The organism is Winogradskyella immobilis (assembly GCF_021887715.1).
Taxonomy (GTDB): domain Bacteria; phylum Bacteroidota; class Bacteroidia; order Flavobacteriales; family Flavobacteriaceae; genus Winogradskyella; species Winogradskyella immobilis.
The window spans coordinates 1-24,791 of sequence record NZ_JAIQXX010000005.1; the positions used below are offsets into that span (position 1 = coordinate 1).

At 32.5% G+C, this 24,791-nt stretch carries 24 protein-coding genes and 1 pseudogene; 7 read left to right on the plus strand and 18 right to left on the minus strand.

The window, feature by feature from the left end:
• Both K8Z87_RS13935 and pepE read right to left on the minus strand, forming a co-directional pair.
• Positions 1-719: pseudogene (locus tag K8Z87_RS13935) on the minus strand (collagen-like protein); the annotation flags it as partial.
• Positions 720-917: 198 nt separating this feature from the next.
• Positions 918-1,631, minus strand: a complete 714-nt coding sequence (gene pepE, locus K8Z87_RS05015) for a dipeptidase PepE (RefSeq protein WP_227476394.1) — start codon at positions 1,629-1,631, stop codon at positions 918-920.
• Positions 1,632-1,749: 118 nt separating this feature from the next.
• On the opposite strand from pepE, the gene K8Z87_RS05020 reads away from it, so the two are divergent.
• The 6 genes from K8Z87_RS05020 (at position 1,750) to K8Z87_RS05045 (ending at position 7,356) form a co-directional block, all read left to right on the plus strand.
• Positions 1,750-2,526: a carboxypeptidase-like regulatory domain-containing protein gene (locus K8Z87_RS05020; RefSeq protein WP_227476395.1), complete on the plus strand. Its 777-nt coding sequence runs from the start codon at positions 1,750-1,752 to the stop codon at positions 2,524-2,526.
• The gene (locus tag K8Z87_RS05025; RefSeq protein WP_227476396.1) at positions 2,516-3,292 is read left to right on the plus strand and encodes a carboxypeptidase-like regulatory domain-containing protein; all 777 of its coding nucleotides are present in this window, start codon (positions 2,516-2,518) and stop codon (positions 3,290-3,292) included. The genes K8Z87_RS05020 and K8Z87_RS05025 overlap by 11 nt, the downstream gene beginning before the upstream one ends.
• The gene (locus tag K8Z87_RS05030) at positions 3,282-4,079 is read left to right on the plus strand and encodes a carboxypeptidase-like regulatory domain-containing protein (RefSeq protein ID WP_227476397.1); all 798 of its coding nucleotides are present in this window, start codon (positions 3,282-3,284) and stop codon (positions 4,077-4,079) included. Before K8Z87_RS05025 ends, K8Z87_RS05030 begins: the two co-directional genes overlap by 11 nt.
• Before the next feature lie 43 nt (positions 4,080-4,122).
• Positions 4,123-4,626 (plus strand): DUF6702 family protein, encoded by a 504-nt coding sequence (locus K8Z87_RS05035; protein ID WP_227476398.1) that lies wholly within the window; start codon positions 4,123-4,125, stop codon positions 4,624-4,626.
• Positions 4,627-4,689: 63 nt separating this feature from the next.
• Positions 4,690-6,987 carry a M1 family metallopeptidase gene (locus tag K8Z87_RS05040; protein WP_227476399.1) on the plus strand — a complete coding sequence of 766 codons (2,298 nt, stop codon included), beginning with the start codon at positions 4,690-4,692 and terminating at the stop codon, positions 6,985-6,987.
• Positions 6,988-7,065: 78 nt separating this feature from the next.
• Positions 7,066-7,356, plus strand: coding sequence for a Sec-independent protein translocase subunit TatA/TatB (locus K8Z87_RS05045; RefSeq protein WP_227476400.1), 291 nt, complete (start codon positions 7,066-7,068; stop codon positions 7,354-7,356).
• A gap of 6 nt (positions 7,357-7,362) precedes the next feature.
• Here K8Z87_RS05045 and K8Z87_RS05050 read toward each other — a convergent pair whose 3' ends face one another.
• From K8Z87_RS05050 to K8Z87_RS05120, 15 genes are all read right to left on the minus strand, one after another.
• The gene (locus tag K8Z87_RS05050; protein WP_227476401.1) at positions 7,363-8,004 is read right to left on the minus strand and encodes an O-methyltransferase; all 642 of its coding nucleotides are present in this window, start codon (positions 8,002-8,004) and stop codon (positions 7,363-7,365) included.
• A gap of 29 nt (positions 8,005-8,033) precedes the next feature.
• Positions 8,034-8,261: a hypothetical protein gene (locus K8Z87_RS05055; protein ID WP_227476402.1), complete on the minus strand. Its 228-nt coding sequence runs from the start codon at positions 8,259-8,261 to the stop codon at positions 8,034-8,036.
• A gap of 11 nt (positions 8,262-8,272) precedes the next feature.
• On the minus strand, positions 8,273-9,358 hold the full coding sequence (locus tag K8Z87_RS05060; protein WP_227476403.1) for an amidohydrolase family protein: 1,086 nt from the start codon (positions 9,356-9,358) through the stop codon (positions 8,273-8,275).
• Positions 9,351-9,887, minus strand: coding sequence for a 3-hydroxyanthranilate 3,4-dioxygenase (locus K8Z87_RS05065; RefSeq protein ID WP_227476404.1), 537 nt, complete (start codon positions 9,885-9,887; stop codon positions 9,351-9,353). The genes K8Z87_RS05060 and K8Z87_RS05065 overlap by 8 nt, the downstream gene beginning before the upstream one ends.
• Positions 9,888-9,920: 33 nt before the next feature.
• Positions 9,921-10,703, minus strand: coding sequence for an SDR family oxidoreductase (locus tag K8Z87_RS05070; protein WP_227476405.1), 783 nt, complete (start codon positions 10,701-10,703; stop codon positions 9,921-9,923).
• Between the two features lie 283 nt (positions 10,704-10,986).
• Positions 10,987-12,426, minus strand: coding sequence for an aldehyde dehydrogenase (locus K8Z87_RS05075; protein WP_227476406.1), 1,440 nt, complete (start codon positions 12,424-12,426; stop codon positions 10,987-10,989).
• Between the two features lie 43 nt (positions 12,427-12,469).
• Positions 12,470-13,174: a DUF6090 family protein gene (locus K8Z87_RS05080; protein ID WP_227476407.1), complete on the minus strand. Its 705-nt coding sequence runs from the start codon at positions 13,172-13,174 to the stop codon at positions 12,470-12,472.
• A 144-nt stretch (positions 13,175-13,318) separates the two neighbouring features.
• A complete protein-coding gene (locus tag K8Z87_RS05085) occupies positions 13,319-14,104 on the minus strand; it encodes a DUF6090 family protein (protein WP_227476408.1) in 786 nt (261 codons plus the stop codon).
• Positions 14,105-14,128: 24 nt separating this feature from the next.
• Positions 14,129-14,569, minus strand: a complete 441-nt coding sequence (locus K8Z87_RS05090) for a RidA family protein (protein ID WP_227476409.1) — start codon at positions 14,567-14,569, stop codon at positions 14,129-14,131.
• Between the two features lie 209 nt (positions 14,570-14,778).
• Positions 14,779-16,179 (minus strand): FAD-dependent oxidoreductase, encoded by a 1,401-nt coding sequence (locus K8Z87_RS05095; RefSeq protein WP_227476410.1) that lies wholly within the window; start codon positions 16,177-16,179, stop codon positions 14,779-14,781.
• A gap of 288 nt (positions 16,180-16,467) precedes the next feature.
• A complete protein-coding gene (gene kynU, locus K8Z87_RS05100; protein ID WP_227476411.1) occupies positions 16,468-17,742 on the minus strand; it encodes a kynureninase in 1,275 nt (424 codons plus the stop codon).
• A 240-nt stretch (positions 17,743-17,982) separates the two neighbouring features.
• Positions 17,983-18,666 carry a hypothetical protein gene (locus K8Z87_RS05105; RefSeq protein WP_227476412.1) on the minus strand — a complete coding sequence of 228 codons (684 nt, stop codon included), beginning with the start codon at positions 18,664-18,666 and terminating at the stop codon, positions 17,983-17,985.
• A 229-nt stretch (positions 18,667-18,895) separates the two neighbouring features.
• On the minus strand, positions 18,896-19,561 hold the full coding sequence (msrA, locus tag K8Z87_RS05110; RefSeq protein WP_227476413.1) for a peptide-methionine (S)-S-oxide reductase MsrA: 666 nt from the start codon (positions 19,559-19,561) through the stop codon (positions 18,896-18,898).
• Positions 19,562-19,682: 121 nt separating this feature from the next.
• Entirely contained in the window at positions 19,683-20,465 is a 783-nt protein-coding gene (locus K8Z87_RS05115) for a zinc ribbon domain-containing protein (protein ID WP_227476583.1), read from the minus strand.
• On the minus strand, positions 20,465-21,559 hold the full coding sequence (locus K8Z87_RS05120; RefSeq protein WP_227476414.1) for a Nif3-like dinuclear metal center hexameric protein: 1,095 nt from the start codon (positions 21,557-21,559) through the stop codon (positions 20,465-20,467). Before K8Z87_RS05120 ends, K8Z87_RS05115 begins: the two co-directional genes overlap by 1 nt.
• 43 nt (positions 21,560-21,602) lie before the next feature.
• Here K8Z87_RS05120 and lpxK point away from each other — a divergent pair, with 43 nt between their 5' ends.
• Positions 21,603-22,604, plus strand: a complete 1,002-nt coding sequence (lpxK, locus tag K8Z87_RS05125; protein ID WP_227476415.1) for a tetraacyldisaccharide 4'-kinase — start codon at positions 21,603-21,605, stop codon at positions 22,602-22,604.
• Here the strand turns inward: lpxK and K8Z87_RS05130 are convergent.
• On the minus strand, positions 22,601-24,787 hold the full coding sequence (locus K8Z87_RS05130; RefSeq protein ID WP_227476416.1) for an ATP-binding protein: 2,187 nt from the start codon (positions 24,785-24,787) through the stop codon (positions 22,601-22,603). The genes lpxK and K8Z87_RS05130 overlap by 4 nt on opposite strands.
• Positions 24,788-24,791: the final 4 nt, after the last annotated feature.

Consider the following 24,791-nt stretch of genomic DNA (forward strand, 5'->3'; position numbering starts at 1 on the left):
CCTTGTGCGCCAGTTGCTCCAGTGGCACCTGTAGCACCATCTTGTCCATCTTGACCATTCTGTCCAGCAGGACCTTGTGGTCCGATTTCACCTTGTGGTCCTTGTGCACCAGTAGCACCTGTTGCACCATCAGCACCAGCAGCACCAGCAGGACCTTGTGGTCCGATTTCACCTTGCGGTCCTTGTGCGCCGGTAGCACCTGTTGCGCCGTCTTGTCCAGCAGGACCTTGCGGTCCAATTTCCCCTTGCGGTCCGGCAATGGTTGGAAGTGTTACAGTACCTCCATTACTAAGAGATAGATTCAGTCCTTGAATAGATAAATTTTGCAATTCATTTGTAGGATCTGAATCAGGATCGTTAATATTTATATTAGTTGTAGTCCCAATTTCATTAGTGTAAGTATATGTGCCATCTGAATTTAATACAAAACTGGTTACAGTCTCATTTGACATAACATCAACGCAAAGGCTAACCCAAGCATTGTTTCTGAACTGAAAAAGACAATTTTCATCAGTATTATATACCAAAGCTCCGTTAAGAGGAGTTATCGCATTCATTTGAGTATTTGTTAGCCTAGTGACGACAAGAACTTTATCGGAACTTTCAAGCTCTAATAATGAGTTTTGATTGATAAGATTAGGATTAGATCCTACCTTAACTTGACTATACGAAAAAAAAGATAAGCTTAAAAATATAAGAAATAGAGATAACTTCTTCATAACTAATAGGGTTTATTATAAAGTTTAGACACAAAGGCGCAAAAATAGTCACATAAAACGAATTATTTTAAAATGTTTTTCAGGTGACAAAAAAATTACAATAGAATAGAATTTTAATAAAAATATTAATAAAAATATAATTTTTTAACTAAAAATATCATTCTTTATAGTGTTGTAAAATTAAATATAAGTTAATATTTAAAGACGATTTAAAAGCTCTAAATTAGAATTTGTAGCGATTTCATAAGGAGTTTTATTGTATTCAAAAATGCGAGCTTTTAAATTGCCTTTAAGTGTTATTGAACTTCCTTTTACTTCAAGCCAACTGCCTTCTCTAAGTCCAATAACAGGTTGTGTATTAAACTTATGAAATTCTTTAATACGAGTTTCTCTAGTTTCCCCCATATGTTTACTATTAGTAATAGGATCTAAATAATGCGGATTAATATTAAAAGGAACTAAACCTAATGTTTTAAAACTAGGAGGATAGACAATAGGCATATCATTAGTAGTATGCATTGTTAAACCACAAATATTACTACCAGCGCTAGTACCAAGATATGGAGTTCCTTCTTTAACAACATTAGATATGGTTTTTAGTAAATTGTTTGTATAAAGTTGATTTACTAATACAAATGTATTTCCGCCTCCTGTAAAAATGCCTTTAGCGTTTTTAAGAGCTGCTTTAGGGTCTTTAAATTCATGAAGGCCTTTTACAGATTTACCAATAGTTTTAAAAGCTTTTTTTGCAATATCCGTATATGCGTTGTGTGATATTCCGCTTGGCCTGGCATAAGGAATAAAAATAATTTCGTCTGTGTTTTTATAAAGTACTTCTAGGGATTCTAAAATGTATTCTAGGTATCCACTTCCATGAACAGTAGATGTACTTGCTATAATGATATTTTTCAAACTGATTTTTTTGTAAATTTAGGTAATTGACGAGTTTAACAAAAATTTACCACCGCATTGACAAGTTATTAAGATTAGAAAAACGAACTTTATGACGCTAACAAAACCACACAACCTAATGAAACAGCATTTACTTTTTATTGCTCTATTTTTTTCAATAGGTTTTATTAGTGCACAAAACATAGAGAGGATTGAAATTTCTGGACGTATAGTCATTGCCACCGAAGAGAAAGAAGGTATTACGGTTTTTAATGAAAGTTCAAACCGAGGAACTGTTACTGACGAGAAAGGAGCGTTTACAATAGAAGTTGCATTAAATGAAACATTAGTTTTTTCTGCATTACAATTTAAAAAGTTTAAAATTACTATTGATGAACGTATCATAGACTCTAAAAAAGTTTTAGTTCAGTTAGTTGAAAAAATAAATCGATTAGATGAAGTAATAATATTACCCTACGATTTGTCAGGAAATTTAAATGTTGATCTTGAAGCCGTCAGAACCTATAATGTAGATATAGATAAAATATATATTGGCATTCAAGATTTAGACGATTATAATTTTACTGAAGATTACTTGTCTAAAATTAATAACCCTTTAGTTGAAAACAGATTACTGTATGGGTTAAATATTGTAAATATAGTAGGCCTATTTGTTAGGCAGAATGATAAATTAGATAAGAATAGACCTGAAGCAAGCGAACTTACTAAACGTTTTACACCCAATTATTTATTGACATATCTCAATATACCTACAGATAGATCTGAAGCATTTATAGATTTTGTAGAATCTAAAACTTTTGATCAATCACTTTTAAATAAGAATAAAGAATTACAACTTTTAGAGCATTTACTTTCTGAAAGTAAATTGTTTTTAGAATTTGAAAGTGAAAATTAATAAAACGTTATTTCTTGTTTGTGCTTTATTCTTTAATTGGTTTGTTACTGCCCAATTAAAAACACTTAAAGGCAAAGTTGTTGCTGATGATGATGTAGAAAATATACACGTACTTAATAAATCAGCCTTAAAGTTTACAACAACAAATACAGATGGAACTTTTGAAATTTTAGTTAAAGTAACAGACACTTTAACAATTTCTAGTCTTAAATATCAATTAGAAGAGGTTGTTATTACCACAGAAATTCTTAATATAGGTTATATTCAAGTAAGTTTAACTGAGAAAGTTAATCAGTTAGATCAAGTTGTTATAGGCAAAATTTTAACAGGAAATCTAGATTCAGATATCAATAATTTAGATGTTAAGACAGATATTAATTTTTATGATTTAGGTATTCCTGGTTATACAGGGAAATTGCCTACTTTGGCTGAAAGAAAACTAATTGCGGCTACAGGTAGTGGTGGTGGCGTTTCTATTGTGGGCCTAATAAATGCAATAACAGGTAAGACAAAATATTATAAATCTTTAGTAAAATTAGAAAGGAGAGAACGTTGCTTAAATCAATTAAAAGATGCTTATTCTGAGTCTATTTTTGAAAATAAAAAAATGGTAGACTCACTAAAATTACAATATTTTGAATATGCGGCTGACGATTCTAATTTTGAATCTATCTGCAAAGAGAAAGGGTCATTGAATCAATTAGAATTTTTAATACAAAAATTAAAAGACTTCAAAATTCAAATTAAGTCTAAAGATGAAGATTAATCGGTCATTATTTATAATACTCATATGCTTTTTAAGCGGATTTGCGTCTGCCCAATTAAAAACATTAAAAGGCAAAGTTATAGCTAATGAAGAAGTAGAAGGCATACACATACTTAATAAAACAGCTTTAAAATATACGGTAACAGATACGGATGGTTCTTTTGAAATTTTAGCAAAAGTATCAGATTCATTGATGATTTCGAGTTTAAAATATATACATAAAACTATTATTGTAACTAAATCGATGATTGATTTAGGTTTTTTAGAAGTTGCATTAGATGAGCGTGTTACTGAGCTTGATGAAGTTATAGTAGGACGATTTTTTACAGGAAATTTAAACTCAGATATAAAAAACACAGAAATAAAAGAGGAACTTAATTTTTACGACTTAGGGATTCCAGGATATACAGGTAAACCTTTAACGCAAAACGAGCGAAAACTACATGATGCAGATTCAGGACCATGGGGAAGTATCGGTTTAGGATTTAGTGTTAACTTTCATAAGTTACTTAATAGAGTTAGTGGAAGAACTAAAAAATTAAGAGAGATCGTAAGATTAGATGCAAATGAAAAATGTGTTCGGCGTATGCGAGATCATTATCAAGATATTATTTTTCAGAAAGAAGTTTTAGCAGATTCTTTAAAAACAGATTATTTTTATTTTTGCTCAGACGATGCTAATTTTGACGAAATCTGTAAAATTGATAATGGAGTAGTGACTTTAGAATTTTTACAAAAAAAATTAAAAGCATATATGGCAAATCGTAATTCTACAGATAATGATTAAGAGTGGAATGCTTTTTGAATAATTAAAGAATTAAAAGAAACAAATGAAATTAAAATATATAATTGTTCTATTACTTGCATTTCCGATGTTGACAGCAACAACAGTCCATAAATACTATGTAAGCGTTACCAAAATAGAATATGTAAAAGAAAAAAAGTCAGTACAAATTATTAGTCAAATATTTATTGACGATTTTGAAAAACTACTTCGAGAACGTTATGATGAGTCTATAGAATTAGCCACAGGGAAAGAACCAAAAGAGTTAGACGATTATATAGAAAGATATCTTAAAGGCAAGTTTAAACTTAAAATAAATGCTAAAAACATAGACTATAAATATTTAGGTAAAGAATATAAAGAGGATATTGTCTACTGCTATCTCGAAATCGAAAATATCTCAGAAGTTAAAACTATAGAAATCACTAATGATCTTCTATTCGATGTCTTTGAAGAACAGCAAAATATTGTAAGAACAGAAATTAACGGTAAGAAGAAGAGTTTTTTACTAATTCCGCAGAATAATATAGGTGTGTTAAACTTTGACTAAAAGTCTTTGTAAACGCATCAAATTTGCTACTTTAGGCATCATTTTTTAACACTAAACTTAATTATGAAAATTTTCAAGTATTTTTTATTGGCATTTCTTTTTGTGTCAGTAGGTGCATTTGCGCAAGACCAAGCAGCTGATGCCAAGCCACAAGGCCACACTAACAACAACAAATTCAAGCAATTGTATGATGAGTTTGCAACGCCTAATATGTTTCGTACAGGATCTGGAGCACCAGGACCAGCATATTACCAACAGCAAGCAGATTACAAAATGGATATTGAAATTGATGATGATAAGGCAAGGTTACATGGTAATGAAACCATTACTTACACAAACAATTCGCCAGATGAATTAAAATATCTTTGGGTACAACTCGATCAAAATATGCGTGCTAGAGATTCAAAAAGTCCATTAATTAATAGCTCTGGTATTGGTCCAGCAACTACAGCTGCTAATGCAACAACCTCTTATTTAAAAGAACGTTTTGATGGTGGTTTTAATATAGAATCGGTTACAGATACTAATGGTAAACCATTACAGCATATGATTAACCGTACTATGATGCGTGTTGAGTTGCCAAAGGCTATGAATACTGGGGATAAATTTTCTTTTAGCATTAAATGGTGGTATAACATCAATGACCATGTTAAAGATGGCGGACGTTCTGGTTACGAATATTTTCCTGAAAATGATAATAGAATTTATGTAATGGCGCAATTCTATCCACGTATGGCTGTCTATAATGATGTAGAAGGATGGCAGAATTCTCAGTTTTGGGGACGTGATGAATTTGCATTACCATTTGGTAATTTCGATGTTAACATTACAGTGCCAGCAGATCATATTTTAGATGGTACAGGTTACTTAACTAATAGAGAAGAAGTTTTTACTAAAACGATGATGGATCGTTATAATAAAGCTAAAAAAACTTTCGATAAGCCAGTTATTATTGTAACACAAGAAGAAGCTGAGAAAACAGAAAAGAAGAAAAGTAAAGATAAAAAGACATGGAAATTATCTGCACAAATGGTGCGTGATTTTGGTTTTGCAACATCTCGTAAATTCATTTGGGATATGATGGCCGTTAAGGTAGGAGATCAAGATGTAATGGCTGTTTCTATGTATTCTAAAGAAGGAAATCCATTATGGGAGCAATGGTCAACACGCACAGTAGCTAGTACATTAGAGTCTTATTCTCGTATGACGTTTGATTATCCTTATCATAAAGCAATTTCAGTACATGCGCCAATGGGTATGGAGTATCCAATGATTTGTTATAATTTTGGACGTCCAAATGCAGATGGAACTTATTCAGACCGAGTTAAATTTGGAATGATTGGAGTGATTATCCACGAAGTTGGACATAACTTCTTTCCGATGATTGTAAATAGTGATGAGCGTCAATGGACATGGATGGATGAAGGTTTAAATACATTTGTTCAGTATGTAGCAGAACAAGATTTTGGTGAAAAATACCCTCAAGTTTTACCAGAAGGAGCAACTAAGTATCCATCGCGTCGTGGACCTGCAAGAAATATTGTAAGATATATGGGAGGCAATCAAGATTTTATTGCGCCTATTATGACTAAAGGTTTAAATACCTATCAATTTGGTAGTAACGCATATTCTAAACCAGCAACAGGTTTAAATATTCTACGTGAAACTATTATGGGTCGTGATTTGTTTGACTATTCATTTAGAGAATATGCAAACCGTTGGAAGTTTAAGCACCCAACCCCAGAAGATTTCTTCCGTACTATGGAAGATGCATCTGCAGTAGATTTAGATTGGTTTTGGAGAGGATGGTTTTATACTACGGACTATACAGATATAGCTGTTAGTGAGGTAAAGAAATTTGCAATAACAACAACTCCTAGTGAAGATGGTAAAAGAATGGCAGATCGTTTCCGTTTAGATCCTAAAAGTTTAGTTTATTTTGTAGAAGAAGGAAAAGATGGTTATGATGAAGCAAGCAAAAATGCAAACGGCTTAGAAGGTTTACCAACGGTAAAAGAATACATTATGGATAACTTTACGGCTGAAGAACGTAAAGACCTAAAGTCTCCTAAATACTTCTATCAAGTTACTTTTGAGAAACCTGGCGGATTAGTAATGCCTTTAATTGTTCAGTACGAGTATGCAGATGGTACAAAGGAAAAGATTACATATCCAGCTCAAATATGGAGATTAAATGATAATAGAGCAAGTAAATCTATAGCTAGTGAAAAAGAAATCGTTTCAATAACTGTAGATCCAGATTTAGAAACGGCAGATGTAGATGTTACTAATAACTCTTGGCCAAAAGAAGTAAAACAAAGTGATTTTGATGCGTTTAAAAACAGATCAAAAGACGACTAATTATAATTTTGTTCATAAAAAAGCCGACTTTATAGAGTCGGCTTTTTTATTATCCAAAAGTCAACCTATATTTGCAAAGTGATATTTAAACCCACATTATTATTTATCGGAGGTACCGAAATTATTTTCATTCTATTTATAGTAGTTATGGTTTTTGGTGCTGATAAAATTCCTGAGATTGCTCGTGGTCTTGGTAAAGGAATGCGTCAACTTAAAGATGCTACTAATGATATTAAAAATGAAGTCACAAAAAGCGCAAAAGAACAAGGTCTCATAGATACAGATGTTACTAAAGACATTAATGATGAGATTAATAAAGTGAGAGATGAGGTTGAAGAGTTTGCCGGATCGGTAAAACGAAAGCTATAACAACAGTTATATTTTTCTGCTAATCGTTAATCCATCTCTAATAGGTAACACAACAGTTTCTATTCTCGTATCCGTTTTAAGTAATGTATTATATTCTAAAACAGCTTTAGTAGATAGATCTTTTGGGTTTAATGATTCTACAACTTTTCCATGCCATAATACATTATCTGAGAGAATAATACCACCTGGTTTAAGTCTATCAATGATTAAATGAAAATAATTAGAATAATTAGGTTTATCAGCATCGATAAATACTAAGTCAAATGTTTTATTTAATGCAGGAATAATATCTAAAGCATTACCTGTATGTTGAATAATTTGATGACCATAGTCTGATCGGTCAAAATACTTTCGCTGAAAGCCTTCTAATTCTTCATTGATGTCTATAGTGTCTATAGTGCCATCTTTTTTTAGACCTTCAGCCAAGCATAATGTTGAATATCCAGTAAACGTACCTAATTCTAATATAGATTTAGGGTTAATTAATTTCGAAATCATGCTTAAAACACGTCCTTGATAAGGACCGCTAAGCATTATAGGTTGTAATACTTTTTGGTAAGTTTCTCGTGTTAATTGCTGCAATAATTCTGGTTCAGTTTCAGAATGAGCAACCACATAATTATCTATAGCTTCAGGTAGAAAATGCATATTTAAGTTTAGTAAAGCGTAATGAAATATTAGTTTTTATCTTCTGAATTAGAAGCTTCAACCGTTGTGTCTTCTTGTTTTTTACCTCCCCTGAAATAGAGAACAGCACCTATAATTATAAATCCAATTTTTATTGCCCAAGCAGTTGTATCTCCCCAGTTGTAGATCCATTGTAATAAAGTTGGTACACGATCAAAAAGATCTAAAACGATTGCAAGTGCTCCAAAGAAAGCAATATAACCTCCGATTTTTTTCATAATTATAAAGTTTAGTTAGTAATTCTATCAATTAACTTTTGTCGCTTGTCTTTATCACCACCACAAAGCCAACGTAAAACATTACATTCCCAAATTTCGTCATATTCATTTTGGTTAATAATATCACGGTCAATGGCCAAATCTAAAATTTTACCAGGATAAGACGATTGTGCATCACTTTCCATCTCACCTAAAGGATACGGATCATCGAGCCCCATAATAACTTGTTTAGAGCCTTGTCGATCAATCATTAGTTTTAAAGAGTCTGTGTCGTGCACTAAAGTGTCAAAATAGATATTAGGATGCCCTACAGCTTTTCTTGGGTGATGTTTGCCTTTAAATAAGTCAGGTCGGCCATCAAAACCTTGTATCCGTCGCCCTAAATTCATTTGTGCTAATTGTCCGCCATGAGCAAAACAAGTTCTAATGTTTGGAAAACGTTCTTGCATGCCATTGAGTGTATAAAAATGATAAGCATCACCACATTGGGCAAGCATCCATATTAAATGAAAACGCCAAGAAGTGTTTTCTAAATTAATCATTTTGTCACCATCGTATGGATGAATTTCTATAGCGAGTTTATATTTGTCAGCAAGTTCAAAAATCGGATCATTTTCTTTATCAAATACAGAACGCCATTGCCCTATAGAATCCATAAAATGTGTAGGCAAACACAATACGCTTAAACCAAGGTCAATAACACAACGTTCAATTTCCCATAATGCTCCATGAATAAATCCGGGGTGTACGACAAAGCCACAAGTAAACTTTTGAGGGTGATCGTGCTGTACTTTGGCATTGAAATCATTTTGAAAGCGCAATGCTTTTTTCATTTCTTCCAAACGTAATCCGTTACCGTATAATTGCGATAAATTAAGTACTACAGCGTGATCTAAACGGTTTTTATCCATCCATTCTAATTTCTCGTCTAAGAAAAAACTAGAATCTGTAACTGGACGTTTCCAGCCTTTTTGAAGCATATATTTACGCTCATCATCAACCCAGAAAATTTCTTTTTCCTTCATAAAATCAGGAATCTGCTCAGGATAGGGAAGAAGGTGTGAATGGCCGTTTATTCTTAGTTTGCGTTTATTCATCTAACTGAACCTTTTTTGGTGGTTGCATTACTTGGCCACAATTTGGGCAGCTACGCTTGTCTTTGTTTCCATAATAATTATCAAAAATAACAGGCATATCTGTCTCTATATTGTCTAAAGTAAAATCTTCTTCATATAACTTGGTTGTACAATTTTCACAAAACCAAAGCAAAGCATCTTTAACACCTTTTTCTCTTGGGTATTCAATAACGAGACCAACCGTATTTGCACCACGTTGCGGTGAGTGAGGCACTTTTGGTGGTAATAAAAAGATCTCACCTTCTTTAATGTGGATGTCTTTTGGTGCGCCATTATCAATAACCTTTAAAACAATATCTCCTTCTACTTGGTAGAAAAATTCTGGGGTTTCATTATAGTGATAATCTTTACGGCTATTAGGTCCACCAACAACCATAACGATAAAGTCACCATTTTTCCAAACGACTTTATTACCAACAGGTGGTTTTAATAAGTGACGATTTTCTTCAATCCAAGCTTTGAAATTTATGGGTGGATATAATTTACTCATGATATAATCATATTATATGGTAATTCTATAAAGTTACAAACTTTTTGTGCGTCCACCATCAACCGGAAGATTAATTCCGTTTATATATGAAGCACGCTCGCTGGCTAAAAATGTAATAGCATCGGCAGTTTCTTCTGGTTTAGCAAAGCGTTTAGCCGGTATCGCATTTTTCATAGCATTTGCAGCTTCTTCTTCAGATTTACCTGTTTTAGCAGATTTGTTTTTAATAATTTGTGTGAGTCTTTCAGTGCCAGTTGCTCCTGGTAATACGTTGTTTACGGTAATACCAAACTGACCAAGTTCATTTGCTAAAGTCTTACTCCAATTAGCAACAGCACCACGTATGGTATTACTAACTCCCAAACCATCTAAAGGTTGCTTTACAGAAGTGGATATAATGTTGATTATGCGACCATAACTTTCACTCTTCATAAACGGAACAACGGTTTGCGCCAATAGATGATTACATTTTAAATGCTGAGTAAAGGCATTTTCAAATTCATCTACTTCAGCTGAAAATACAGGACCTCCTTTTGGGCCTCCAGTATTATTGATTAAAATATGAAAACCGTGATTGTTGTTTATATAATTAGATACTTTAGTTTTTAATTCTGAAGGATTTGAAAAATCGGCAACGATATAATCGTGATTTCTGTGTTGAGGTAACTCGGTAAGAGTAGCTTTTAATTTGTCTTCATTTCTTGCGATTAAAGTGACGTTTACACCTTCTTCAGCTAAGGCCATTGCTGTGGCTTTTCCTATTCCTGCTGTGCTTCCACAGACTAATGCGTATTTGTTGTTTAATTCTAAGTTCATATTTATTTCCTGCGAAGGCAGGAATCTTTTTAATGTTAATCTTGTTTTTAATTTATGTTCATTTTTGTCTTGACACAAAAACGAACCAAAAAAGTCAAATCAAAATTAGGAAATTACTCTGTACCATTCACTTTCGGAATTTCGTGCTTAAAGCTTCGCTTTGCATCTGCATTCCTTCGTTCATTATTTCTGAATTTTGATGTTCAATTCTTTGAATTGATTTATGTTTCATTAATCATTGAGAAAAGAGATATTAAGTCTATTATCTTGTTTCTATATTCTTTTAATACTTTATACACACATTCTTAGCTTCGGTAAAAAAGCGCAAGGCTTCAAAACCACCTTCACGTCCAACTCCAGAAGCTTTAGCACCACCAAAAGGGGTGCGTAAATCACGCATTAACCAGGTGTTTACCCATATAATGCCAGCTTCGAGCTTGTTGGTCATACGCATGGTACGTTTTAAATTGTTTGTCCATAACGTAGCTGATAAGCCATATTTTACAGCATTGGCCATTTCTAAAACGTCTTCTTCTTTTTCAAATGGCATAATGGTTACTACCGGACCAAAAACTTCTTCTTGGTTAATTCTACACTCATTAGTTGCTATTTCTATTATTGTAGGCTCTAGATAATAACCGTTTTCATAACCTTCAATACTAAGTTCATTTCCGCCGCATAAAACAGTTCCGTTTTCTTCTTTTGCAATATTAATATACGCCTTTACTTTTTCTAAATGCGATTTTGAAACTAAAGCACCAACTTTAGTATTTGGCTGTGACGGATGGCCTACTTTAAGAACTTTTACTTTTGCGACAAAATCTGTTTTAAATTGCTCATAAATTGATGCTTCCACAAAAATGCGACTCCCACACAAACAGATTTGACCTTGATTTGCAAAAGAGGAACGAACCGTTGTATTCAACATATCGTCATAATCACAATCTGCAAAAATGATATTCGGGTTTTTTCCGCCGAGTTCTAAAGATAATTTTTTAAATAGTGGTGCTGCAACTTTTGCAATATGTGCTCCTGTAGCTGTGCCTCCTGTAAAGCTAATGGCCTTAATATCGGGGTGTGCAACAATGGCTTGTCCTGTAGAACCTCCAAGCCCATGAACAATATTTAGTACTCCTTTTGGTAAGCCTGCTTCATTACAAATTTCTCCAAGTAGATACGCAGTCATTGGTGTGACTTCACTAGGTTTGGCAACCACACAATTACCTGCTGCTATTGCAGGTGCAATTTTCCAACTAAAGAGGTAGAGTGGCAAATTCCAAGGGGAAATACAACCCACAACTCCAATGGGTTGGCGTAAGGTATAATTCATCATGTTTTGTCCAACACTCTCGTGGCTTTCACTAGCAAATTGTGTAATGGCATTAGCATAAAAACGAAAGTTATATGATGCTCTTGGAATATCTACTTTTTTAGCTAGCCATAAAGGTTTGCCGTTATCTTTACTTTCGGCTTCAGCAAGTTGATCTAAATTGGCCTCAATGAGCTCAGAAATTTTAAGTAGTATTTTACTACGTTCTTCAAAGGTAGTTTGACTCCAAGAAGGAAAAGCAGATTTAGCACTTTGATACGCTTTTTCTACATCGTCTTTTGATGAGTTTGGAATTTGGCTATATACTTCGCCACTTGCTGGATTGTAATTGTCTAACCATTTATTTTGGATTGGATTTACAAATTCTCCGTTTATGTAGTTTTTGATATTCATTAATGCAATTTAAAGATTTATTGGGATATTCTTTATTAAGAATTTAATCATTCGTCTCTTCTAAAATAGCATCTAAAGTTATTCCGATTCGTTTTAAACTGTTTTCAGCTGAAACCACTCTGTAAAGGTAATCATCACTAATATTTTCAAACTCAATATCATTAAAAATGGCATATTTGTCTATTTTAAGATTTGTGTTTTCTTTCCAATTTAAAGCACCGTATTTGTCTATGTCTTTTAATGCATAATGTTTTGATAGGTATGGTATGAGCTCATTGTCAATTTTTAGCTCTACACGCTCAAAAGCAACATGCACATCTTTGAGTTCGCTTTGCCAATTATAAAGTAATATTTTAAGTTTTTTATTTTTTAATAGTCTTAGCCTACCAGACTGAATAAGATCATTAATCGTATTTTCACTCGGACGGTATTCACCAGTTTCAAGAACCGTAAATAATAGACTATCTATATTTTGTGTTTTTAATTCCTCCTCTGGTTTTCCCATAAGGTCCATTATGCTGAATCCTATTTGTTTTGAAATTTTAGTTACAGCCATATTTTTGTCAAATAATTTCTTATTCTCGGAAAACTCATCATTTAAATTTTGAATGATGTTATTCTCTTCTGAGTTTTCCCTCCTGCTTTCATTCCAATTGTTAATCTGAAGTGCGATTAAAATCCCAATCACCACAAGAATAATTTCGCCAATGGCGTATTTAAAGTATTTGGATGTTTTGTTTTCGCTCATAAGTTGATATCTGATTCGTCTAAAAAACTTAATCATGTTTGTTGATTTTAATTTTTCCGCAAGCGGCTATCTTCACCAAAGGTCTACTAGACCTTTGATTTTGTTTTACAAAATTGTATTTCGATAATCTAAAGAATTTAATCATTAGTTTAAATCTTGTCCTATTAAATCTAAAATTTCGACTATGCGTTGTCTTAAACTTGTGGATTGACTATTCGCAATTATAGCCATTGATGCGCAAAAGGCCATATGGTCTTCAAGTTTAGGGTTGTGAAGCACTTTTGATTCATCAAAATCAGTTTTTGATTTTTTTAGGTTGACCTGTATTGTTTTTCCCTTGTCAAGATTAAAGGCATCTGTGGTATTATTTTCCCAATAAGAATTCAATACATTTCTAAACGAAGTATGTTCTAGCAGGAAAGGCGTATAATGCTTTTGTGAATAATCGAGCCATTGAATTTCTTCTTCTGTAACAGCCACAATTTCGCTAGACCAGCGCGTTAATAATTCTTTTAGTCTATTGTTTTGTAAAAGTTGAATTCTACCAGTGCCTACAAAATCAGTGCTTATTGGGTTGAATGTAGGCGACAATGTAGTTTGTACAAGATGCTTTAAAATACTGTCGTTATTAATACCAACAGGATTGTCTATATAATGTAACAGCTTTAGAGATGAATTATACATATTTCTTCTAATCGTAATTTTCTCATCTAATTGTTTGATATTGCTATTGAATTCAGATTGAAGTTGAACTAACAGCGCTTGTTCTTGAACACGTTCTTTTCTATTCTCATTCCAGTTGTTAATCTGTAAAGCAATCAAAATACCAATTACCACAAGAATAATTTCTCCAATGGCGTATTTAAAGTATTTGCCTGTTTTGTTTTCCATGAGTAATGATTTACGGATATGACGGAAGAATTTAATCATTGGTTTTATTCATAAGATTTCTGCCTACGCAGAAATTGGTTTATAAGCCATAACTTTAATTTCTACAACCAAATCTGGGTGCGGTAATTGGTGCACAGCTACAGTAGTACGTGCAGGGCCAGTTTCTGCGCTAAAGAATTCTGCGTAAGTTTTATTGTAGCCAGCAAAGTCATTCATGTTAACTAAAAAAGAGGTGACATCTACAACGTCACTCATTGAAGCTCCGACTTTAATTAAATTCTTTTCAATGTTTTGTAACACTTCTCGGGTTTGTACTTCTATGTTTAAATGTTTTGTGCCCATGTTGTCAATAATATCAACCCCGGCAATGGTATTATCTGGTCGACGAGAGCTTGTGCCAGATACAAATATAAAATCTCCTACCTGCTTTGTATGTGGGTATGCACCTCTTGGTGTTACATTATTCCCTGTAGAAACAGGGATTTTATCATTTTTGTTACTCATACTATTTTTATTTGTTTGGTCGAGCGCAGTCGAGACCTTTTTTTAAGCTGCGCTTCTCATCTGCATTTCTTCGTTTATTATTTCTGAATTTTGATGCTCAATTCTTCAAATTGATATCATTTTTTAATATTTCTAACATCTAACATCTAACATCTAACATCTAACATCTAACATCTAACATCTAACATCTAACATCTAACACCTAACACCTATTTCAACCCCGCAATTCTATCATCTTCTAAAATGGCTTTGGTTTCAGTTTTTACTTTATCTAAAATAGCTGCAATATCATCATCTGTAGAAATTACGCCATCAGATAACATATTTAAAATGGCTTTGTCTTGCGCTCGTCCTTTTAACATGGCTTCTCTATAACCAATATTTTCATTAAAGGTAACTAAACTATACTTTGAAGAATAGTCTTTTGGAAATGCTTTCTCAAGTGCCATTTCAATTTTTCGTTTTTCTTGAAATATCGCTTGACCAACATGATCCTTCATTTCATGAAAATTATCAACGGCTAAATCTGCAATTGCATCTGTATCTTTTTTTCGATTCTTTTCGTAGGCTTTAAAAGTAGCTTCCCAATTGTCTAAATTCTTATCGAGGACTTTATCAAACTCTACAACATCTTCAAAAGATGCATTCATACCTTGACCATAAAATGGTACAATGGCATGCGCAGCATCTCCCATTAATAGTGTGTTGCCTTTGTAATGCCATGGTGAACATTTTACGGTTCCTAAAGGTGCTGTTGGGTTTTCAAAGAAATCTTCAACCAGATTAGGCATGAGTTCTAAAGCATCTGGGAATTCTTTTTGAAAAAACTCAGTTACTATCTCTGGTGTTGAGAGATTATTAAAATTGTACTCACCTTCTGCATAACTTAAAAATAAGGTTACCGTAAAACTCCCATCTAAGTTGGGTAAAGCTATGAGCATAAAATCACCACGAGGCCAAATATGCAATGCATTTTTATAGGTTTTATAGCCACCATCTTTAGCGGGTAAAATGCTGAGTTCCTTATAACCATGCGTTAAATACTCTTGAGAGAAACTGAATAAAAATTCTTTTTCTAGATAATAACTTTTACGCAATGCAGAGCCAGCGCCATCGGTAGCAATGATAGTATCAGCATCTTCTATAAACTCGTCTTTAGTGGCGTAGTCTTGAAATAGAGCTGTAGTATTTTTAAAATCTACTGATAAACATTTTTTATTGAAATGAATGTTGACATTTTTATGTTTTTCTGCTTCATCTAATAATAGTGCGTTTAAATCTTGACGCGAAATAGAATTAATATATTCGTGTTCGCGACCACTATAATTAGATAAAAAAGTATTTCCGCCTTTATCGTGAAGCATGCGTCCATTCATAGGAATGCATAAGTCTTTTACTTTATCTTCAATACCAACCAATTTCATCGCTTTATTGCCTCGATCTGAAAATGCGAGATTTATAGAACGACCAGCAGAAATATCGGTTTTACGTAAATCTGGACGCATTTCGTAAACAGTAACGTTGTAGCCACGTTGCCCTAGACGTAATGCTAAGAGGCTTCCGCAGAGTCCTGCGCCGATGATAAGTATGTTTTGTTGGTTGTTAATCATTCTGTTTTTTGTCATCCTGAACTGTCACACTGAGCTTGTCGAAGTGTTGTTTCAGAATCTCATTTTTCTTAATTTATTCTGTTCATTTTGTCTTGATACAAAACGAACCAAAAAATCACAATCAAAATTAGGAAATTGCATAAGCATCTTTCACTTTCGGAATTTCGTGCTTGAAGCTTTGCTTCGCATCTACATTCCTTCGTTCATTATTTCTGAATTTTGATGTTTCCGACGTTGTCGGAATTTCAAGTTCAATTTGTTATAAATTCAATTATTTTAAAACTACTATCATTCCTTTACAAGGATGAATTTTAATCGTTCCACCAATTTATACGCATCTTCAAAAGAATTATACAACGGTACAGGAGCACAACGAATGACATCTGGTTCTCTCCAATCTGAAATAACTCCTGCTTCAGTTAATTTATTGTGTAATGATTTGTTTGCATTTAACACTTGAATTGATAGTTGGCAACCACGTTCATCAGGGTTGCTTGGTGTAATAACTCTTATAATATCTTCACCTAGGTTTTTCAATAAAAACTCAAAGTAGCCTGTAAGTTGTTTCGATTTTTTATATAGTTTATCCATTCCTACTTCATTAAACATATCTAAAGAGGCTTTAATAGCTGCCATAGATAATATTGGAGGATTGCTGAGTTGCCAACCTTCGGCACCAGGAAGCATATCAAAATCGTCACGCATATTAAAACGTGTCTCCTTATTATGGCTCCACCAACCTGTAAAACGATTCAATGTTTTATTATATGCATGTCGTTCATGTACAAAACAACCTGCTAAACTTCCTGGTCCTGAATTTAAATATTTATAACTGCACCAAATGGCAAAGTCTGCGTTAGAGTTATGCAAATCTAAATTTACATTGCCAGCACCATGTGCACAATCGAAACCTACAACACATCCGTAGTTATGTCCTAGTTGCGTAATTCGTTTTAAATCGAAAAATTGACCAGTATAATAATTCACTCCGCCAATCATTATTAAGGCAATTTCATCACCATGAGATTTAAGAATAGTTTCTAAATCTTCGTAGTTTAATAATTCTTCTCCTTTTCTAGGGCTCCAAAGGATCAGACCTTCTTTGTCATCATACCCATGATGACGTAATTGCGATTCTACAGCATATTTATCTGAGGGAAATGCATCGCCTTCAATAAGTATTTTATAGCGTTTTGATGTTGGTTTGTAAAATGACACCATCATTAAATGTAAGTTGGTAGTCAATGTATTCATCATTACAACTTCTATAGGTTTAGCTCCAACAATAGTAGCCATATTTTCGGTGAGCAATTCATGATAATGTAACCACGGATTTTTACCATGTGTATGTCCATCGACTCCTAACTCGGCCCAATCTTTTAATTCTTGCTCTACATAAGCATGTGTAGATTTAGGTTGTAGACCAAGAGAATTTCCTGTCATGTAAATAATGTCATCCCCATTTTTGTCTTTTGGGATATGAAATAGTTCTCTATACGAAGCTATAGGATCATTTTTATCTTTTGATTTTGCAAAGTCTAAACCTGTTTTGTAATTAAGCACAGTTGATTAATATTGATGTCTAACAAAAATAGGAATTTAATATGATTGAATGAAGATATACATTTTATATGGTATAAGAATAAGATCTCGTTTTTCAACGAGATAAATAAAAAAAGCGCTTTGAAACAAAGCGCAGGTGAATATATGTAGACGCGTATAGCGGAAAATTATTTGATACAAATACTAAGTCGTAACTTAGTTAGTGTTCTTACATATTTATATCAAAACACATGCCATTTTTTAATTATCTATGCTAACACTAACATCTCCAAAATTTAAATTCCATTTTCCATTATTACGCTTATGGTCTATAGCTATCTTAATGCCATTAAAATCTTGATAATTTTCAAAGGTATTTGCTATGTCTATTGTTTCTCCATTACCTCTTCTGAATGCCCATTCTTTAATGAGATAATCTTCTCCATAAAAAATGTCGTAAGCATCACCTGGTGTATAACCACCTTCTTGCGCATAGGTAATAGTTATCATATCCATTTGGGTTTTACTTATTGGTGCTTCTGCTTTAACAGGGTTAGAAATAGTAGCAGTGTTATCCCATACCAGTTGAAATGGTACTAATAGCCAAAACTTATCATTGATAAAGGCTTGATCGGTTCTTCTATTAGTGCTATCTATTTCATTTTGATTATAAGTAATATTTCTTGTGTCTGTAGACAATGAAACTATATTTATTTTTGGTTTCCAGGTCCAAACTCTTCCGTTACCTTTAATAGTATCTCTATCGACTTTAAACGTAAATTTTATTTCAGACACATCGTCCCAGTTTTTAAAACCATGTGCATTAGCGATCTTTTCGGCAATAGTTAATTCTTTAACTTCTTCTGTTATTGGTGTTTCTGATTTTTCGGATTTGCATGCTGAAACTAAGAATAGACAAATCAAACCTAGATATAATGATCTCATATTAAAAGTGTGTTTTAAATTACAAGCAAAATTAACCAACGATGGGAGACAACACTAATTATTTTGAAGGAAATAAAGTTGCTTGAAATCAAAAAGTTGCTATACATGCTAAAAACGGCATGTGTAAAATAAAGAATCAATTATTCTCGATGCTGTTTGAAATTAAGAGCATAAAAAAAGTCTAACTACTTAGACTTTTTAATGTTGTTATAAACAAGATTTTATATAGTTAGTGTTTCTCTCCTTTTTTTAATAAATGCGGAAACTTAGCTTGAAAACGTCTTAAGCGAGGTATAGATACGGCTCTTATATAACCCTGATTAGGATTTCTACGTTCATAATTTTGGTGATAATCTTCTCCTACCCAGAATTTTTGAAACGGATAAACTTCAGCAGCAATTTTTGTATCTAATTGTTTAGCTAAAGCCGCTTTTTTATCTTCTATAATTTTTTTCTGTTCATCGTTTTGATAAAAAATAATAGAACGGTATTGTGAACCTCTATCTGGACCTTGACCATAAAACTGTGTTGGGTTTTGTGATCCAAAATAAACATCAACAAGTGTTGCAAAACTCACTACATTTGGGTCGTAAATAATTTCTACAGCTTCAGCATGTCCTGTTCTACCAGTGTTACTAGCTTCATAAGTTGGATTTTCAGTAAAACCTCCTGAATAACCACTAATAGATTCTTCAACACCTTTTACACTTTCATATATAGCTTCAACACACCAAAAACAACCACTAGCAAAATAAGCACGTGCTTTTCCATCTTTTACAGGAACTTCAATAGGATCAGCTTCGATAACTGCCTTTTGTTTTGGGTTTATACTTTGAGCAGAATTATTGCAACTAAACAATAATGCAATAATAAATAAAGGAACTATTTTTTTCATAATTATCTTTTTCTCTTTCTATAGACGGATAAAATTACAAATCCTTAACTCTTTTTTTAGAATTTTATTAAATAAAAAAGCCCCTGCAATTACAGAGGCTTTATAAACTTTATAGATTTTATTAAGAGAGTTTAGCAAAAAGTTTTGCCATTTTCACTTTTTCTTCTTCTGCTAAAGCAGCATCAACTAAGATACGTCCACTATGCTCATCTGTAATTACTTTTTTGCGAGAAGCAATTTCAACTTGTACTTGAGGAGGAATTGTAAAGAAAGATCCACCAGAAGCTCCACGTTCTATCGCAACAACTGCTAAGCCGTTTTTAACGTTATTTCTAATACGATGATAAGCCTTTACTAAGCGGTCTTCTATTTTAGTTTGAAACTCTTCAGATTTTGCAATTAATGCCTTTTCTTCTTTTTCAGTTTCTTTAAGGATTTCATTAAGCTCACCTTTTTTATGCTTTAAGTGCGCACTGCGGTCTTTTAATTTATCTTTAGTTTCTGTGATAACTTCTTTTTTCTGTTCTATCTGTACCTTAAATTCTTTAATGTGCTTTTCAGCCAATTGAATCTCTAATTCTTGAAACTCAACTTCTTTTGTTAAAGAATTGTATTCTCTGTTATTTCTAACATTTTTTTGTTGCTCACTATATTTGCTTATTAAAGCTTTAGACTCTTCAATTAAATTCTTTTTAGATTTAATTTCTTCATCTATAGTTTCTAGACTATCATTTAATTTTTCTAGTCTTGTGTTTAGTCCTGCAACATCGTCTTCTAAATCTCTAACTTCTAAAGGAAGCTCTCCTCTGACATTTCTAATTTCGTCTACTCTAGAGTCGATTAATTGTAAATCATATAATGCTCTTAATCGTTCTTCAACAGAAACTTCTTTTTTTGCCATAATTAAAAATACTTTACCGGATTTGTATTTGTGTTTGATAAAATGATTGCAAAATTAGTAATTTTTTTCGAGAGATAGTCTACTAAAAACGTTTTTGTGAACTGTTCGCTCTCATAATGTCCAATGTCTGCTAATACAATGCTGTTTTCAGCAGAAAAGAAGTCGTGATACTTTAAATCTGCAGTAATTAATATGTTAGCACCAACAGCTTTAGCTGCATTAATAGCAAAACTTCCAGAACCTCCTAGAACAGCTACTTTCTGTATCGGTTTTTCTAAGAGTTTAGAATGCCGAATATGCTTGACATTCATGCTGGTTTTAATATGTTGTAAGAACTTTATTTCACTTAATGGTTGATCTATTTCGCCTACCATTCCCATACCAATGTGTTGGTTAACATTATCTAGCGTAGTTACCTCAAAAGCTACTTCTTCATACGGATGTTCTTTGAAGAGTGTGTTTAATAGTTTAGTTTCTATATGTTTTTGAAATGTTAGACTTATAAGGATTTCTTCAGCTTGTTGTAATTCTTCTTTGTTTCCAACAACAGGATTTGAATTTGCATTACCTTTATACGTGCCTATGCCATTGGTGTTAAAACTGCACATATCATAATTACCTATGTTACCTGCGCCAGCATTAAATAATGCTCGTCTCAATGTTTCTGCATTTTCCTTAGGAACATAAGTTGTTAATTTTTTAATAGTGCCTTTTTGAGGTAATAAAATGTGCTTATTTTTTAAACCTAGTTGATTACAAATAATAGAATTAACTCCAACAAAAGCATTATCTAGAGCAGTATGTATTGCAAATATGGCAATGTTATGTTGTATTGCTTTAATGACAGTGCGTTCTACATAATTTTTGCCAGTTAATGTTTTTAATCCTTTAAATATAATAGGATGAAAACTAACAATAAGATTGCAGCTATTTTCAATAGCTTCGTCTACAACAGCTTCAAGCGTATCTAAAGTGACTAAAATACCTGTTATGGGTTGGTTTTTATCACCAACTAAAAGACCAACATTGTCAAAATCTTCAGCATAAGCTAGAGGTGCTAAATCGTGTAAATGATCTATAACGTCTTGTACAATCATAAAATCTGTGTTTGTTCAAATATAAATAATTACTTTCGTTATTATGAAAATTCTAAGAATCATATTATTTCCAATTGTGCCCATATACTATTCAGTGACTTGGTTGAGAAATCGCATGTATGATTCTGGTTATAAATCTTCAAAATCTTATGATTTACCAGTGATATGCGTTGGTAATTTAAGTACTGGTGGTACTGGAAAAACACCAATGATTGAGTATCTCATTCGTTTGTTGCAACCCACAAAACATGTGGCTACTTTAAGTAGAGGTTATAAAAGAGTAAGTAGTGGTTATGTTTTAGCAGATGCAAAAGCAAATGCAGATAAAATAGGTGATGAACCTTTTCAGTTTTATAAAAAATTTAAAGATGATATTGTTGTAGCTGTAGATGAAGATAGACAACATGGTATTGAGGAGTTGTTAGCTTTGCAACCTACGCCAGATGTTATTTTGTTAGATGATGCTTTTCAACACCGTAAAGTAAATTCAGGTTTAAATATTGTGCTTACAGCGTATAATAATCTGTTTTATAAAGATATTGTTTTACCAACAGGTAATTTAAGAGAACCTAAACAAGGAGTAGAAAGAGCTCATATAATTGTGGTGACAAAATGCCCTAAAGATTTAAGTGATTCTGAAAAAGAAGATATTAAAAAGAGAATACAGCCAAATCCTAATCAAACAGTGTTTTTTAGTACAATAGACTATTCAAATTCTGTGCAATCTTGGAGTTCTGAGATGTCTTTACAAGAACTGCCTCATTTTACTCTAGTGACAGGAATTGCAAATGCAAAACCTTTGGTTGATTTTTTACATTCAAAAACATTAAATTTTGAACACTTAGAGTATGGGGATCATTATAGCTTTAGACCTAAAGATATTGAATTGCTAGAAAAGAAATCTTTTATAGTAACTACGGAAAAAGATTATGTACGCCTATCTGAGGTTGAATTGTTAAGAGATAAATTGTATTATTTGCCTATTACATTAGAAATTGATGATTCTAATACGTTTAATACTATGGTTACAACGTTTGTAAATTAACTGTTAGCAGCTGTTTTTTCTCCTTCGGCAAGTGCATGGTATAGTTTTTTCTCAAAGTCTTCTTGCTTAAACGGTTTAGAGATGATATCATCAAAACCAGCTTCGTCAAACTCATGCATTTTATCTTCGAGTGTTACAGCTGTTAAAGCAAAAATGGTAAGCTCTTTATCAAATACTCTAATACGTTTGGTAGCTTCTAATCCACTAATACCTGGCATATGTATATCCATTAAAACAACGCCATATTCTGTATTACGTACTTTTTCTACAGCTTCCTCACCATTATCTACCACTTCACAGAATAATCCCATTTTATTTAAGATTTTCTTGGTGATCATTTGGTTGATTTTGTTGTCTTCCACAACTAAAATTTTAATATTACTTAAATCCAATTCTTTGAAGTTTTTAGATTGTTCACTGATTTTTGGTACTGCTTTTTTAGGCTCTTGGTAGGTTAGTGGTATTTCAAAGAAGAATGTCGTTCCTTTTCCAAGTTCACTCTTTAAAGAAATTTTACCTTTTAAGATTTGAATTAATCCTTTAACAATAGACAAGCCTAAACCTGTACCACCATATTTTCTGTTGATTTGTACAGAACCTTGAGAGAAACTTTCAAACATATTATCTTGTTTCTCTTGCGAAATACCTATTCCGTTGTCTTCAATTTCGAAACGTAAACGATAATCATTTTTATTTTGATTGATCTTAGTAACTCTTACCCATATATCACCATCTTTTGTAAATTTAATGGCATTACCCAATAGGTTAATTAAAATTTGAGATATTTTAAGTTGATCTCCAATGTAAGTTTCAGGTAAATCTTTTTCGTAGTCGTAATGTATTTCTACCCCATTATCTAATGCTGAATTGTTAAGGGCAGAAATAACATTTCCTATTTTCTTTTTAAGATTAAATTGCTCTGGATCTAACTCTACTTTATTAGCTTCAATTTTATTAATTTGAAGAATATCATTAATAAAAGTCAATAGATAATCTCCAGAAAATTTCAATGATTTTAAATGTGAAATTTGACTTTCTTTAGGACCTTCGTCTAGTAACATATTAGTTAGACCTGTAACAGCATATAAAGGTGTTCTTAACTCGTGCGTTACCGTAGATAAGAAATTAGCTTTAGTTTTAGAAGCTAATTCGGCTTTCTCTTTAGCCACAATAAGTTCATCATTTTTTTTATGAAGCATATTGTTAGTTCTTAATCTAATATTGTTGTTCTTATAGAGCGACAGTGTTAATAATGATAAGATTGTAATTAAAGAAATACTTAAAATGGTAGTTATACGTGCTAAATTACTATCCGCAAAAGCTTCGTCAATTTGATCTTTTAGCTGCTCATCTGAACTGTTTTTTTGAACACTAATAATTCCTTGTTCTATTGAAAAATCTTCACGCTGAATATTTTGAAGTGAATCAGACATGCCAATGTGTTTCTTATAATAGAGAAGTTCTTTTTCAAGGTTTTTTGATTTTCCATAAATTTCACTTAATGTAGAATAAGCATCATTAATGACTCTTGAGTAGTTGTTATCTTTAGCTATTTTAAGGCCATCATTAGCATTTATTTGTGCGATACTATTATTCTCTAACTTTGAATATACTTTTGCACTTTGTATTAAAGCATCACTTTGTATTAATTTTTCATCATGCTTTTCGGCTAATTCAATGGTTGACTCTAATTGATCTTTTGCTTTGGTATATTCCTTTTGACTGATGAATACTCTAGCTTTATTTAACATCACTTCAGGCTTGTATCTTTCTTTGCCAAGTTTGTCAAATATGTCTAAAGCTGATTTGTAATATTGTAAGGCGTCGTCAAATTCGTTTTTACTACTAAGTATAAATCCTCTGACTTTATAGGTTAGGGCAAGATCAATTTCATATTCTGGATTACGTTGAATCTCTGTAGCTCTATCTAAAAATTCAAAAGCCTTATCTAACTCATTTAAATAATATTCATTCTTGGCCATTTTAGTATAAATAATAGCCTCATTTTTAGGGTTGTTAAGTTTAACGGCAATTTCTTTAGCTTTAGTTAAACTTTCTTTAGCCTTAAAATAATCTCTAACATCGATGTGCTTTTTGTGTTCTTTAAGATGCTCATCAAGCATTTCAATTAAAGCTTTGGTGTCTTGTGTATTAAGAGTTTGAGCAAAAGAAAAAGTGCTCATAGCT

What these genes read in the sequence shown, in the direction of transcription:
- K8Z87_RS05080 (WP_227476407.1), bottom strand. Translation starts at nt 13,174, where the DNA reads ATGAGCGAAAACAAAACATCCAAATACTTTAAATACGCCATTGGCGAA.
- K8Z87_RS05120 (WP_227476414.1), bottom strand. Translation starts at nt 21,559, where the DNA reads ATGATTGTACAAGACGTTATAGATCATTTACACGATTTAGCACCTCTA.
- lpxK (WP_227476415.1), top strand. Translation starts at nt 21,603, where the DNA reads ATGAAAATTCTAAGAATCATATTATTTCCAATTGTGCCCATATACTAT.
- K8Z87_RS05055 (WP_227476402.1), bottom strand. Translation starts at nt 8,261, where the DNA reads ATGAAAAAAATCGGAGGTTATATTGCTTTCTTTGGAGCACTTGCAATC.
- K8Z87_RS05105 (WP_227476412.1), bottom strand. Translation starts at nt 18,666, where the DNA reads ATGAGATCATTATATCTAGGTTTGATTTGTCTATTCTTAGTTTCAGCA.
- K8Z87_RS05060 (WP_227476403.1), bottom strand. Translation starts at nt 9,358, where the DNA reads ATGAATAAACGCAAACTAAGAATAAACGGCCATTCACACCTTCTTCCC.
- K8Z87_RS05130 (WP_227476416.1), bottom strand. Translation starts at nt 24,787, where the DNA reads ATGAGCACTTTTTCTTTTGCTCAAACTCTTAATACACAAGACACCAAA.
- K8Z87_RS05040 (WP_227476399.1), top strand. Translation starts at nt 4,690, where the DNA reads ATGAAAATTTTCAAGTATTTTTTATTGGCATTTCTTTTTGTGTCAGTA.
- K8Z87_RS05030 (WP_227476397.1), top strand. Translation starts at nt 3,282, where the DNA reads ATGAAGATTAATCGGTCATTATTTATAATACTCATATGCTTTTTAAGC.
- K8Z87_RS05050 (WP_227476401.1), bottom strand. Translation starts at nt 8,004, where the DNA reads ATGCATTTTCTACCTGAAGCTATAGATAATTATGTGGTTGCTCATTCT.
- K8Z87_RS05085 (WP_227476408.1), bottom strand. Translation starts at nt 14,104, where the DNA reads ATGATTAAATTCTTCCGTCATATCCGTAAATCATTACTCATGGAAAAC.
- K8Z87_RS05095 (WP_227476410.1), bottom strand. Translation starts at nt 16,179, where the DNA reads ATGATTAACAACCAACAAAACATACTTATCATCGGCGCAGGACTCTGC.
- K8Z87_RS05075 (WP_227476406.1), bottom strand. Translation starts at nt 12,426, where the DNA reads ATGAATATCAAAAACTACATAAACGGAGAATTTGTAAATCCAATCCAA.
- K8Z87_RS05035 (WP_227476398.1), top strand. Translation starts at nt 4,123, where the DNA reads ATGAAATTAAAATATATAATTGTTCTATTACTTGCATTTCCGATGTTG.
- K8Z87_RS05070 (WP_227476405.1), bottom strand. Translation starts at nt 10,703, where the DNA reads ATGAACTTAGAATTAAACAACAAATACGCATTAGTCTGTGGAAGCACA.
- K8Z87_RS05090 (WP_227476409.1), bottom strand. Translation starts at nt 14,569, where the DNA reads ATGAGTAACAAAAATGATAAAATCCCTGTTTCTACAGGGAATAATGTA.
- K8Z87_RS05065 (WP_227476404.1), bottom strand. Translation starts at nt 9,887, where the DNA reads ATGAGTAAATTATATCCACCCATAAATTTCAAAGCTTGGATTGAAGAA.
- K8Z87_RS05020 (WP_227476395.1), top strand. Translation starts at nt 1,750, where the DNA reads ATGAAACAGCATTTACTTTTTATTGCTCTATTTTTTTCAATAGGTTTT.
- msrA (WP_227476413.1), bottom strand. Translation starts at nt 19,561, where the DNA reads ATGAAAAAAATAGTTCCTTTATTTATTATTGCATTATTGTTTAGTTGC.